The organism is Mucilaginibacter aquariorum (assembly GCF_024498135.1).
GTDB classification, from domain to species: domain Bacteria; phylum Bacteroidota; class Bacteroidia; order Sphingobacteriales; family Sphingobacteriaceae; genus Mucilaginibacter; species Mucilaginibacter aquariorum.
In genome coordinates this window covers 145,487-157,856 of record NZ_JANHOH010000003.1, presented here as the reverse complement: position 1 = coordinate 157,856, position 12,370 = coordinate 145,487, and the positions used below count along the sequence as shown (strand labels likewise).

The following is a 12,370-nucleotide window of genomic DNA, read 5'->3' as shown; positions in this document are numbered from 1 at the left end:
CCCATGGCAATTATTCTTTTCGACGATAACGCTCGCAATACCCTTCTGCCTTTAACATATACACGCCCTGTTGCCGATCTGCGAATAGGTATTTTAACCATCGCCGAAAAATGGGCTAAATATTTAAACAGCGATTTTTCTTTTCGTACCGAGGCTTACCTGCAGGCAAAGTTTCCTATAAACATTCAGGATGACAATATTTTCATTAATGGCTCGGTTTGCCCTGATGAGGATATTGTTGAGGCTATTAAAAACCTGGGTAATGGCAGGGCTTTAAGATATAATAACACTTTGGTGGCTGTAAGGCTAAGTGATGTTTATGCTTCCGCTTTTGACCCGTTTGGTTCTTACACTTTTGAAATGGCTTACGATAAGGAGTTGGTTACAATCCAGCACCCCGAAGATATTTTTAAGAAGAACGATACCGAACTGCGTAAGGATTTTAAACTGCTTACCCAGGGCCGTAAAAGCGCTAAACTAAGCAGCACCAATACTATTATAGGTGATGAATTTTTCGCCGAAGAAGGCGCCCTTGCTGAATGCTGCAGCTTTAGCACTCTGAACGGTCCCATCTACTTAGCGGCAAATACCGAAGTATGGGAAGGTACGAATGTACGCGGCCCGTTTGCACTGTGCGAGTATTCGCAGGTAAAAATGGGGACTAAAATATACGGCGCAACAACCATTGGCCCTTATTGCCGCATTGGCGGCGAGGTAAACAATGCCGTTGTTTGGGGATATTCGTCAAAAGGGCACGAGGGTTACCTGGGTAATGCTGTAGTTGGCGAGTGGTGCAATATAGGTGCCGATAGCAATAACTCTAACCTGAAAAATAATTACGGTGAAGTAAAGCTGTGGGATTATCCAACACAAAGCATGCGTAAAACAGGTCTGCAATTTTGCGGGCTTATAATGGGCGACCATGCCAAATGTGGCATAAACACCATGTTTAACACTGGTACAGTAGTAGGGGTGAGTGCCAACGTATTTGGCGGCGGTTATCCACCAAATTATATTCCCGATTTTTCGTGGGGTGGTGCAGATGGTTTTGTGGAGTATGCCTATGATAAAATGATGGATACTGCCGATCGCGCTATAGTTCGCCGTCCGCACCGCAAATTTGATGCAGCGGAAAAGGCAATACTTACCGAAGTATATAAACTTACACAGCAATACAGAAATTTTTAAATAAGTCCATAGTTGATGGTTGAAAGACTATGGCTGTGCAAAAAGATAAATAAACGTTAAACAATACTATGACCTATTGACTATGGGCCATAGACAAAACAAAGCAAAATGAGAAAAAAAATTGTAGCCGGAAACTGGAAAATGAACCTTGATTATAATGAAGGCTTAGGGCTGTTTTCTGAAGTGATAAACATGGTAAAAGACGAAGCAACCGGCAACCAGGAAGTTGTAGTTTGCAGTCCGTTCATTCACCTGCACAGCCTGGCAGCTTTGGCTAAAGGCTACAGTAAAGTATCAGTAGGCGCGCAAAATGCACACCAGGCAGAATCTGGTGCATACACAGGCGAAGTTTCTGCAAAGCAAATTAAATCTGTTGGTGCAACATATGTTATTCTGGGCCACTCAGAGCGCCGCCAGTATTTTGGAGAGAGCAACGAGCTTTTGGCTAAAAAAACCGATACAGCTTTAGCAAACGGTTTAAAACCTATCTTCTGCATCGGCGAAACTTTGCAGGAGCGCGAAGCTAACCAGCACTTTGATATCATCAAAAGTCAGTTAGTTGAAGGTGTTTTCCATTTAGATGCTGATAAGTTTGGCCAGTTAGTATTGGCTTATGAGCCGGTTTGGGCTATAGGTACAGGTGTTACCGCGTCATCTGACCAGGCACAAGAAATTCACGCGTTTATCCGTGCGGAACTGGCTGCAAAATATGGTCAGCAGGTTGCCGATGATACTACTATCCTATACGGCGGTAGCTGTAACCCTAAAAACGCTGCCGAGCTTTTTGCCTGCCCGGATATTGATGGCGGCCTTATCGGTGGCGCATCCCTAAAATCCCGCGACTTTACTGATATAGTTAAAGCGTTCAACTAATTTCAGATATGAGATTTGAGATATGAGTATTGAGACAGGAGCGATTTTCGTCTTATCTCACGTCTCAAATCTCATTTCTTAAATCTAATTTAGATGTTAGATATGAGACAAGCTACACAGGTTGTTAGGTCTCATATCCCACATCTCAATACTCATATCTCGTTCATGAATTACTACGAATTACTCTTCACTACCATTACCACCGAAGATTACCAGCAGGATTTGCTGATAGGCGCTTTGGGCGAGATTGGTTTTGATACTTTTGAAGAGATAGACCTTGGCTTTAAGGCCTATATCCCTGTTGATGATTTTAACCAGGAACTGCTAGACGAAACATTGGCTACTTACCGGGAAATGTTCACGTTTAGTTACGATATAACCCTTATCCCGCAGAAGAACTGGAACGAGGTGTGGGAAAGCAACTTTGAGCCTATTCAGATAAGCGACCAGGTGTTTGTAAGGGCTACCTTCCATGCACCAAAGCCGGAGTTCCCCTACGAGATAGTTATCGACCCTAAAATGGCTTTCGGTACAGGTCATCACCAAACCACAGCCATGATGATGGGGCTGATGCTGGAGAATGATTTCGCCGGTAAAAAAGTATTGGACATGGGCTGCGGAACAGGTATCCTCGCTATCCTTGCTGCGAAGCTTGGCGCTACAGATATTACCGCTATTGATTACGATGTGGTATGTTACGAAAGTACTATTGAGAACTCGGCTTTGAATAATATTGGCAATATTAAAGCCATTTGCGGCTCAAAAGAGGTTATCCCTAATGAGCAATACGATATTATCCTGGCCAACATCAACCGCAATATATTGATAGACCAGATGGCCCGTTATGCCGAAGTATTAAAACCTGGCGGCGAGATCTATTTCAGTGGGTTCTACGAATCGCCTGATCTGGATATTATCACCGAAGAAGCGCGTAAATACAATCTAAAATACATCATCCACAAAAAAGATAAAGAGTGGGTGGCAGCAAAATTTATTCTTTAGATTACACAGATTTTATAGGGTGATTACACCGATCAAGTTCAAATCGGTGTAATCAATCCATAATCGGTGAAATCTAAATTAGTATCCCACAGTAAACCTCGCCTTAATAAACTGGTTATTTTCCAACTCATTAAATATGGCTACGGCAAGGTCGGCTGTGCTGATCTCGCTTTTACCTTCGGTATTAAAAACCGGGCTTTCGGTACCTAAACGGAACTGGTTCGTACGTTGGCCCGGATGCAGGTTAATGGCAGGGCTCACAAAAGTCCAGTCTAACTCATCCTCGTTCCGTAATTCTGTTAAATAATCGCGTGCCGATGATGCACCCGGATAGTATTCTTTCGGGAAATGTGGTGAATCTACCAGTTGTTTACCATCAATAAATAAACTACCCGCCCCACCAATAGTGATATAGCGCTTTACACCGGCCTTTTTTGTGGCTTCCTGTATGTTTTTTGAACCGTTAAGGAAATCATTGTATAGGTTTGGATTAGTCCAGCCCGCATTAAATGAACTGATAACGGCATCATGTCCGGATAGTACCGAAGCAAGGGCATCTACATCATTTACATCAGCTGATACGGCAGTTACACCGGCTGCTTTTTCTACTTTATCGGTGCTCCGGGCAATGGCGGTTATCTCATACCCGCGTGATACACCTTCTGCTATAAGTGCAGGGCCTACAAAACCTGTTGCGCCTATTATTGCTATTTTCATAATTTGAATTGTATTATATGTAGTTTAATTTATTACAGTTGTTGTGAATTTTAATCGAACTTTTTACAGAACTCAGCCAGGTTTGTTGTGCCCAGTTTATTCAGCATAGCTTGTTCAATTTCATTATCCAGGCTTTTTAAATGATCATTTATTTGCTTGCCAATGGGGCAGGCGGGGTTAGGTTGGTTTTTAGCCTGCCCTAAAATATTGCCTTGTTTAACAGCCTTATAAATGCTTGCAAGGCTAATATAGGTAGCAGGTTTGCCTAATGTATAACCACCGTTTTTCCCCTCGCGGCTTATTATTAGCTGATGTTTGATAAGGTTACTTAATTCCTTACGCACCAAAACCGGATTTACATTAATGCTACCCGCCATGTAATCAGACGAGAGGTAGTCATCGGCTGCACAAAGAAGGGTCATAATATGCATGGCTATAGGAAACCTTCCGTTCATATTTTTAATTGTAATGTTTTTTATTACAGTACAAATGTAAACATGTTTTGCGATAAAGCAAAAGCCATGCTTGTTTGTTTATAAAATAGGAGGGCATCCTGACAAACCAACAATTATCTTTAGATTTGCTTGTACTTACTTTTAGACCCTCCCGGTCAAAAGATTCTTAACTCGTCAATATGAAAACCTATCTCGTACCTGTCGATTTTTCTGAGGCTGCTTTTAACGCCGCCGATTTTGCCGCCCAACTCAGTCATCAAAGCGATGTAACAACCATAATCCTGATGAATGCTTATTACATATCGCCATATGAAACCATGTTTCCAGATCCTAACATGATGATGCTTAGGCAGGAAGAAATTGAGGAAGAAGCCGTAGACCGCATCAATCAGTTAGAAAAACTAAAAAGAAAGTTAACAAAAGAGGTTAAAGAGGGTGTTCAGATCCAGGTGCGTTTAAACCGTTCGCATTTATTACGTGCCGTGGTTGATGTAGTTGTTCAGGATAAAGCGGATATGGTGATAATAGGTAGCATCGGTAATAGCACAGTGCGCGAGGGGAGTATTAATATTGGGAGCCACGTTATAAAAATATCAAAGGCAAGCCCTGTACCGGTAATAGTTGTGCCGCCAGATTATCGTTACCAGCCAATAGATGAAGCAGTAATAGCCTGCGATTTTAAAAAGGTAAAAGAAACCATACCAATGGAGGTGTTACACAAGCTATTAGGCAAACAAGCCATAAAGCTGTTAGTAGTAAATATTGATGCTACAGACAACACTGGGGGTAAGGATGCAGAACAACAGGCAGAAGAAACCGCCCTGCACGTTATGTTAAAGGGGTTTCACCCCAGGTATTATTATATAAATACCCCTAACATAATTTCTGGTATCCTTGATTTTGCAAACGAGCATAAAGCCCAAATGGTGATTGCTTTACCGCATACTTACAGCTTCCTGCAATCTATATTACATAACAGCATATCGCAGCAGTTGGCTAAAAACTCTACGGTACCTGTTTTACTGTTGAAATAATTTATTAGTTAACAAATATTGGCGCTATAGCGGTTTTTAAGTTAAATTTGTTGCCTATAGCTGCAACCCCACATTAATGAGAGTACACTTTATAGCGATAGGCGGAAGCGCCATGCATAACCTTGCCATCGCCTTGCATAAAAAAGGATTTAACGTAACCGGTTCTGATGATGTACTGTTTGAGCCCTCGGCTTCGCGGCTTGGTAAATATGGTATTTTGCCTGCACAGGAGGGTTGGGATCCTGAAAATATCACCACTGAGCTTGACGCAGTTATATTAGGTATGCATGCCCGGATAGATAACCCGGAGTTACTAAAAGCGCAGGAACTGGGTATAAAGATCTATTCCTATCCCGATTATATTTACGAACAATCAAAAGATAAGTTGCGGGTAGTTATAGGTGGCAGCCACGGTAAAACCACTATTACCAGTATGATATTGCACGTGTTGCAGGAAGCCGGTAAAAAGTTTGATTACCTGGTAGGGGCGCAGCTGGAAGGTTTTGAAACGATGGTTGGGCTTACGCATGATGCACCCGTTATGATCATTGAGGGCGACGAATACCTGGCTTCGCCGATAGACAGGCGGCCTAAGTTTCATATTTACAAAGCGGATATAGGCGTAATAAGCGGGATAGCCTGGGATCATATCAATGTATTCCCCACGTTTGATAATTATATTGATCAGTTTAAAATATTTGCAGAAACCATACAACCTAATGGCAGGCTTATTTACAGCGCTACAGACGAGGTACTGAATACGATGGTTGCCGGCCTTGATATCAACGTTGAAAAATTACCATACAGCTTACCGCAATATACTATTGAAAATGGCATAACCAGTGTTATTGCCGATGGCAAAAGCTACGGACTGGAAGTGTTTGGCCAGCATAATTTATTGAATATGCAGGCTGCCCGTTTAGTATGCGAAGCTCTGGGTATTAACAGTGCCGATTTTTACCAATACATTACCACATTTAAAGGTGCAGCGCGCAGGCTGGAAGTAGTGGGTAAAAACGATAACGCTACCATTTTTAAAGATTTTGCGCACTCGCCATCAAAGCTTACGGCTACAATAGAGGCGGTTAAAGCACAATTCCCTAACAGACAGTTGATTGCCTGTATAGAATTGCATACTTTTAGCAGCTTAAATAAAGATTTTTTAAATGAGTATGCCGGTACAATGAACCATGCCGATAAGGCTATTGTGTTTATAGACCGCAAAACATTTGAACAAAAAAAGATAGAACCATACCCGGCCGAGGCTGTGAAAAGCGCCTTTGCTAATGATAATTTGCTGTTTTTTAATGAACCGGCAGAACTGTTAAAATACCTGGAGGCATTAGATATTACCAATAGTAATTTATTGATGATGAGCTCGGGCAATTTTGGCGGAATTAACTTAGTAGGACTTAAAAATAATTTACTATAAAATTTATTGATTATTAGTTTGTTATTCAAAAAAGTTGTAACTTTATTAACTATTGAGAAACCTTACCTAATTAGCGTTATTATATGAAGACACTTGGAAAAAAGATCCGGTTATTGCGCCACCAAAAGGGCTGGAGCCAGGAAGAAGTTGCTAAACGTTTAGACATCTCTATTCCTGCATTTTCTAAAATTGAAACCGGAATTACTGACATCAATCTTTCACGCCTTGAGCAGATTGCTGTTTTGTTCGAAATGTCTGTAGTTCAACTGCTTACTTACAACGAAGTAGAGCAAGATCAAAAAATCGCCACTGAACTGGAGAATGTTAACAAAAAACTGATGGACCGTGAAACTGAGGTTATTGACCTTCAGAAAAAGGTTATTGAGCTTTTTGAAGAATTACGTCACAAAAGAGTTACAGCATAAATTTTTAATAAGCCCGGATGTTTATTCGGGCTTATTAAATTTATACCGCATTGTTAAATGTTTTTTGCCAAATGTTGCACCTACCGCGGTGTGTATGGCAATCATTTTCTCGTTAAAATCGCCCACCCACGATAATTCCAGCTCATCGTATTGCTTTAGGGGCAACACATATTCCTTTAATTTTATGAACAGGCACGATTCTAACCCGTGTTTTTGAAATTTTTGTTTGGTGCCCATTACAATTGCCCGCATACGCGATACCCCTTTCCACCGGCGATATAAGAATATCAGCTTCCCAAAAAGGTTTAGCTTCCCGTTAAGCGGTTTTATCATTTGATTAGCATCCGGCAATATCACAATAAACGATGCAGGTTCGTTATCTATGTAAGCAAACCATATCAGCTTTTCATCCATTATAGCTTTCATCTTTTCAAAGCTTTCTAAAATGGTAGCATGGTTTATGGGCACAAAATTTTCGAAATTTTGCCAGGCATCGTTATATATCTCAATAAAATCGGCAGCAAATTTTTCTATTTCGGTGGTTTTGAAGTGTTTAAAACTGTACCCCGGCTTTTGAATAACCCAGTTTGCAATTTTGGTAAACCGTTCTGAAAAAGGCTTATGCACATCCAGGTGGTTGGTTATCTGCTCATATTGGGTTTTAAAACCGTAATCCTCAAAAAAAGCTTTGTAATACGGTGGGTTATAATTCATCCCGTAGGATGGGGGGGTAAAGCCCTCAACCAATAAGCCCCAAAAGTTATCGTTCTCGCCAAAGTTAATGGGGCCATCCATAGCTTGCATACCATTTTGCTGCAGCCAGTTTTTAGTGGTATCAAATAACAAAAAGGCGGCCTGCTCCTTATCAATACATTCAAAAAAGCCACACCCACCGGTGGGCTGTTCGTAATTGTATGCTTTTTTATCGTTGATAAAAGCGGCTATTCGGCCAATTAGCTGCCCGGCATCGTCCTTTAGTATCCAGCGGGTAACTTTGCCATGTTGATGGAAGTTGTTTTTTGCCGGATCAAAAACAGCTTCAATATCATTATCTAAGGGACAAACCCAGTTGTTATCATCCTTATAAATAATGCGCGCAACATCTAAAAAAGCGTTTCTATCGGCCTTGCTTTTAACTTCGAAAATTCTCATTGGGCAGCTACGGTTTACCAATTATAAAAAAAGCATCCAGCGTTTGCTGAATGCTTGAAATAGTATGGTTATACGATCAAATTATTAATCGTCGTCTTCATCGTCGTAAGGATCGTATGAGTCAAACCCACCCAGGTCATCATCCAGGGGAATATCCTCATTAAAGTCATCGTCGTCATCATCCGCTACCTTACCCGGTTTCGGATCATCATCAAAGTCGTCATCCTCCTCATCGCTGATCTTTTTGGTTGAGGTATTCAAAGGTTTTTTTGGAGCTGCCATTTTAATAAATGTTTATTTGTTAAAACTGTATCTGTTAACCTAATTGTTATTGTGTTAAGTTTCGCTGCGCTATAATCAGCATTATTTACCAGTAAAAATAATTAAAATCATTTTTAATTAAAATCATTTTTCAATTTATTCCGTTTGGTCTCCAATTGATGAGCTATTGTCTGTAATTTCCTTAAGCTGTGGTAGTTCTGTAATATTGTTTATGCCAAAATAATCCATAAAAAGCCCGCTGGTGCCATAAAGTATAGGTTTTCCCACACTTTCCGACTTGCCAATTATAGCTATTAGCTCTTTTTCCAGCAATTTTTGTATCGAATAATCACAGTTTACACCGCGTATTTGCTCTACATCTGTTTTGGTAACGGGTTGTTTGTAGGCAATAATGGCAAGGGTTTCCAGCGCCGCCTGGCTCAGTTTCTTTTTCGAGCGTTGTAATTGTAACAGGCTTATGGTAGCATGATATCTCTTTTTGGTAAGAAACTGATACCCGTTATTGATCTTTACCACTTCAATAGCAAAAGCATCATCCAAATATTTTTGGGTAATATTATCTATTTGTTTGCTTATCTCGTCGGCAGTAAAATCGTGCTCAAAAGCGGCTTGCAGGCAATAAATAATTTCTTCGGTACGGATACCCTGTTCAGATGCAAAAATAAGCGACTCGATATACTGCTCAATGTTTTCCATGAGGTGCAAATATATCTATTTAGTGAATTAGTGAATGACTGATTTAGTGATTTTATAGAGATGGTCAGTCTGTGTATATAAAAGTCGTCATTGCGCGGTACGAAGCAATGACGTGTGGATATAAAGGAAACTTTATGCCGACTGCAAACTAAGAACTGCAAACTGAATAAGGGCGTTCCCTTCGGTCGGGCCATCCGCTCATACTGCACAGGCATTAACCACAGGCCGGTATCCACTGCTGTCCCTAACGCAAATAGTTTAAGTGGCGTCTTGATTCTTGTCTCTTGATTCTAAACTCTTTTCCTAGTAATCTATCACCTGCTCTTCAATCTCGGCAGGGATATCTCGCCATTCGTATTTTTGGGTGCGAAGCTGCGGCTCAAAACCGGCTTCTTTTATAGAATCCTGGATACCTTTAGCGGTGAAGCGGTGAGGTGCGCCTGCGGCAGATACCACGTTCTCTTCTATCATTATCGAACCGAAATCGTTAGCGCCGGCATGCAGGCAAAGTTGTGCTACCTGCTTACCAACCGTTAACCATGATGCCTGTATATTTTTGATATTGGGCAGCATAATACGGCTTAAAGCTATCATGCGGATATATTCGTCGCCGGTAACATTGTTAGTGATACCGCGTACTTTGCGTAAAAGAGTACCATCGTCCTGGAAAGGCCATGGTATAAAGGCCACAAAGCCATAGCTACCTCCTGGTTTTTCTGCTTGTACCTCGCGGATCCACACCAGATGCTCAAAACGTTCCTCGATGGTTTCGATATGGCCAAACATCATGGTAGCAGAACTTGGCAGGTTAAGCTGATGGGCCGCGCGCATAACATCCAGCCATTCCTGCCCGCCGCATTTACCTTTTGATATCAGACGGCGAACACGGTCGTTCAGGATCTCGGCACCTGCACCGGGTAATGAATCAAGTCCGGCTTCTTTCATGGCCTTTAGCACATCGTAATGGCTCATGCTTTCCAGCTTGGCTACGTGTGCAATTTCGGGCGGACCTAAAGAGTGTAGTTTTAACTTAGGATACAGCTGTTTCAGCTCGCGGAACAGGTCGGTATAAAACTGAAGGCCCAGATCGGGGTGGTGGCCACCTTGTAATAGAAGCTGGTCGCCCCCAAAGCGGAAGGTTTCTTCAATCTTCTTTTTGTAGGTCTCAATATCAGTTATATAAGCATCATCGTGCCCCGGGCGACGGAAGAAATTACAGAACTTACAGTTGGCAATACAAACGTTAGTGGTGTTCACGTTCCTATCAATCTGCCAGGTAACTTTACCATGCGGCACTTGTATTTTACGCAGCTCATTAGCCACATACATCAAATCGGCCGTAGAGGCATTGTTATAAAGGTAAACCCCTTCATCAATGCTCAAAAAATCAAAAGCTAAAGCACGCTGTAACAGTTCGGCTGTATTCATGTACAAATATACATAGTGGCTGCTTAAAGGCGAAAGGTTAAAGGCGAAAGGTGTTAATTGGTTGACAATACTTTGCCATCTGCACACTCTTAACTAACTACTTCCCCCTTATCCAACCTCAAAACCTTATCCACGCTATCCGGTATCTCGTGCTGGTAGTGGGTAACATATATAAGGGTAACATTACTTATGTTGCAAATAGCATCCACAACGCTTTTAAAATGCTGCTGCTGATGGTTGTCAAGGCCCTGGCAGGGTTCATCAAATATGAGCAGGGCAGGGTTCTTTATTAATGCGCGGGCAAGCAGGCAAAGGCGTTGCGCGCTGGCGGGGATATTTTTTAGCAAATGGCGGGCATACTGGTCTATCTCCAAAGCTTTCATCCAGTTAAGGGCCAGGTCGGCCCGCGATTTTATGCTGGGCCTAAACAAACCCAGTGTGTCGTAAAAACCCGATTCAATAACCTGCAGGCAGGAGTTATCGGTAGGGAAGTACTGGTAAAGCTCGGGCGAAACAAAACCTATCTTGCTTTTAATATCCCAGATGCTTTCGCCGGTGCCGCGCTTTTTATCAAACAGTACAATGTTATTAGCATAGGCTTGCGGGTTATCGCCATTTATTAAACTTAATAGGGTTGATTTACCTGCGCCATTAGGGCCAAGCAGCGCCCATCGCTCGCCGTGATTTATCAACCAGTTTACTTTATTGAGGATAACATTGTCGCCATACTTGATAAATACATCTGCCATGCTTACAATTTGCCTGTAATTATGGTTTGTAGCTGATGTGTTTAGTAATTGCTTTAACGCGTTAATATCAACAACAACCTTTTCGCCGGATGAATGCTCGCTTGCTTCAAATTCCTGCCTGGTTAAGTTTTGACTGATACTGCCGTTATCTAAAATAGCTACATTGGTTACAACATCGGGCAGTTCAAAGGTAGATGTGGCCATAATAATACTGATACCCGAGGCAGAGATCTCATTCAATAGCACATTGAACGATTTGCGGGTTTCAACATCGAGGCCGGTAAGCGGGTTGTCAAACAATAGTATGATGGGGTTTTTAAGCAGAGCAGCGGCTATCATCAGTCGTTTGGTTTCTCCGTTTGATAGTTTAATGGTTTGTTTATCGCATAGCGCGGATAAGTTTAATGCTGCTACGGTTTTATCAAATGTCCAGTAAGGAGTTTTGTGCTCATTAACTTTTACCGATTGCAGGTATTCGCGCACAGTAAGGGTGTTTTCAGAATCGGATGAGTTGTATCGTTGCTGATAGTAAAAATCTGAAGTGTTGGAGAGCGTTTTAAAATGATGCTTAGCACCGGCAAATGCAATAAAGCGATGAAAGGTAAGCAAGGCATCACCTGATAGTTCCTGTTTATGAACATCATCCATAAAATGATAAATAATACTGCCGCCATTTACGCCAATATTACCTGCAATAGCTTGTAGTAACACACTCTTGCCCGAACCACTTTTGCCTGTGATGGCCCAGTTTTGTCCTTGGGTGAATTTGAAATTAAGATTGCTGAAAAGTTGATTATTTAAAAACTTTACGGATATATGGTCGACAGTAATTAAAGGCAGATTCATATGCGGCGAAGTTACACATCAACCACTAATTTATAAGAATTGCATTTATTTTAGCCCAAAATGGGCGATAGTTTTGCACTTAGTCACAAAT

13 protein-coding genes are annotated in these 12,370 nt (G+C 41.6%); 6 read left to right on the top strand and 7 right to left on the bottom strand.

All coding sequences use genetic code 11. The annotated features are described in order from the left end of the window. The first annotated feature begins 3 nt into the window (after positions 1–3). The 3 genes from NPE20_RS15785 (at position 4) to prmA (ending at position 3,063) form a co-directional block, all read left to right on the top strand. Entirely contained in the window at positions 4–1,188 is a 1,185-nt protein-coding gene (locus tag NPE20_RS15785; RefSeq protein WP_256539645.1) for a putative sugar nucleotidyl transferase, read from the top strand. Between the two features lie 108 nt (positions 1,189–1,296). Continuing rightward, positions 1,297–2,061, top strand: coding sequence for a triose-phosphate isomerase (gene tpiA, locus NPE20_RS15780; protein ID WP_256539644.1), 765 nt, complete (start codon positions 1,297–1,299; stop codon positions 2,059–2,061). Between the two features lie 165 nt (positions 2,062–2,226). Further along, on the top strand, positions 2,227–3,063 hold the full coding sequence (gene prmA / locus NPE20_RS15775) for a 50S ribosomal protein L11 methyltransferase (protein WP_256539785.1): 837 nt from the start codon (positions 2,227–2,229) through the stop codon (positions 3,061–3,063). 78 nt (positions 3,064–3,141) lie between these two features. Here the strand turns inward: prmA and NPE20_RS15770 are convergent, their stop codons facing one another. Together NPE20_RS15770 and NPE20_RS15765 are read right to left on the bottom strand one after the other, a co-directional pair. Next, the gene (locus NPE20_RS15770; RefSeq protein ID WP_256539643.1) at positions 3,142–3,780 is read right to left on the bottom strand and encodes an NAD(P)-dependent oxidoreductase; all 639 of its coding nucleotides are present in this window, start codon (positions 3,778–3,780) and stop codon (positions 3,142–3,144) included. Positions 3,781–3,830: 50 nt separating this feature from the next. Beyond that, entirely contained in the window at positions 3,831–4,235 is a 405-nt protein-coding gene (locus NPE20_RS15765) for an Rrf2 family transcriptional regulator (protein ID WP_256539642.1), read from the bottom strand. A gap of 179 nt (positions 4,236–4,414) precedes the next feature. On the opposite strand from NPE20_RS15765, the gene NPE20_RS15760 reads away from it, so the two are divergent. From NPE20_RS15760 to NPE20_RS15750, 3 genes are all read left to right on the top strand, one after another. Beyond that, the gene (locus NPE20_RS15760; RefSeq protein ID WP_256539641.1) at positions 4,415–5,269 is read left to right on the top strand and encodes a universal stress protein; all 855 of its coding nucleotides are present in this window, start codon (positions 4,415–4,417) and stop codon (positions 5,267–5,269) included. A 76-nt stretch (positions 5,270–5,345) separates the two neighbouring features. Next, a complete protein-coding gene (locus tag NPE20_RS15755; protein WP_256539640.1) occupies positions 5,346–6,701 on the top strand; it encodes a UDP-N-acetylmuramate--L-alanine ligase in 1,356 nt (451 codons plus the stop codon). An 83-nt stretch (positions 6,702–6,784) separates the two neighbouring features. Then, positions 6,785–7,126: a helix-turn-helix domain-containing protein gene (locus tag NPE20_RS15750; protein ID WP_256539639.1), complete on the top strand. Its 342-nt coding sequence runs from the start codon at positions 6,785–6,787 to the stop codon at positions 7,124–7,126. A 21-nt stretch (positions 7,127–7,147) separates the two neighbouring features. Here NPE20_RS15750 and NPE20_RS15745 read toward each other — a convergent pair whose 3' ends face one another. From NPE20_RS15745 to NPE20_RS15725, 5 genes are all read right to left on the bottom strand, one after another. Next, positions 7,148–8,278, bottom strand: a complete 1,131-nt coding sequence (locus NPE20_RS15745; protein WP_256539638.1) for a GNAT family N-acetyltransferase — start codon at positions 8,276–8,278, stop codon at positions 7,148–7,150. Between the two features lie 84 nt (positions 8,279–8,362). Beyond that, a complete protein-coding gene (locus tag NPE20_RS15740; RefSeq protein ID WP_256539637.1) occupies positions 8,363–8,560 on the bottom strand; it encodes a hypothetical protein in 198 nt (65 codons plus the stop codon). 135 nt (positions 8,561–8,695) lie between these two features. Beyond that, positions 8,696–9,256 (bottom strand): SMC-Scp complex subunit ScpB, encoded by a 561-nt coding sequence (gene scpB, locus NPE20_RS15735; protein ID WP_256539636.1) that lies wholly within the window; start codon positions 9,254–9,256, stop codon positions 8,696–8,698. Between the two features lie 303 nt (positions 9,257–9,559). Beyond that, complete coding sequence (mqnC, locus tag NPE20_RS15730) at positions 9,560–10,684, bottom strand: cyclic dehypoxanthinyl futalosine synthase (RefSeq protein ID WP_256539635.1); 1,125 nt, start codon at positions 10,682–10,684, stop codon at positions 9,560–9,562. A gap of 89 nt (positions 10,685–10,773) precedes the next feature. Continuing rightward, positions 10,774–12,279 carry an ATP-binding cassette domain-containing protein gene (locus NPE20_RS15725; RefSeq protein WP_256539634.1) on the bottom strand — a complete coding sequence of 502 codons (1,506 nt, stop codon included), beginning with the start codon at positions 12,277–12,279 and terminating at the stop codon, positions 10,774–10,776. Positions 12,280–12,370 lie beyond the last annotated feature (91 nt).

Coding starts and splice junctions, on each gene's coding strand:
- NPE20_RS15725 (WP_256539634.1), bottom strand. CDS start 12,279: ATGAATCTGCCTTTAATTACTGTCGACCATATATCCGTAAAGTTTTTA.
- NPE20_RS15765 (WP_256539642.1), bottom strand. CDS start 4,235: ATGAACGGAAGGTTTCCTATAGCCATGCATATTATGACCCTTCTTTGT.
- NPE20_RS15755 (WP_256539640.1), top strand. CDS start 5,346: ATGAGAGTACACTTTATAGCGATAGGCGGAAGCGCCATGCATAACCTT.
- NPE20_RS15745 (WP_256539638.1), bottom strand. CDS start 8,278: ATGAGAATTTTCGAAGTTAAAAGCAAGGCCGATAGAAACGCTTTTTTA.
- NPE20_RS15770 (WP_256539643.1), bottom strand. CDS start 3,780: ATGAAAATAGCAATAATAGGCGCAACAGGTTTTGTAGGCCCTGCACTT.
- NPE20_RS15760 (WP_256539641.1), top strand. CDS start 4,415: ATGAAAACCTATCTCGTACCTGTCGATTTTTCTGAGGCTGCTTTTAAC.
- scpB (WP_256539636.1), bottom strand. CDS start 9,256: ATGGAAAACATTGAGCAGTATATCGAGTCGCTTATTTTTGCATCTGAA.
- NPE20_RS15785 (WP_256539645.1), top strand. CDS start 4: ATGGCAATTATTCTTTTCGACGATAACGCTCGCAATACCCTTCTGCCT.
- prmA (WP_256539785.1), top strand. CDS start 2,227: ATGAATTACTACGAATTACTCTTCACTACCATTACCACCGAAGATTAC.
- tpiA (WP_256539644.1), top strand. CDS start 1,297: ATGAGAAAAAAAATTGTAGCCGGAAACTGGAAAATGAACCTTGATTAT.
- NPE20_RS15750 (WP_256539639.1), top strand. CDS start 6,785: ATGAAGACACTTGGAAAAAAGATCCGGTTATTGCGCCACCAAAAGGGC.
- NPE20_RS15740 (WP_256539637.1), bottom strand. CDS start 8,560: ATGGCAGCTCCAAAAAAACCTTTGAATACCTCAACCAAAAAGATCAGC.
- mqnC (WP_256539635.1), bottom strand. CDS start 10,684: ATGAATACAGCCGAACTGTTACAGCGTGCTTTAGCTTTTGATTTTTTG.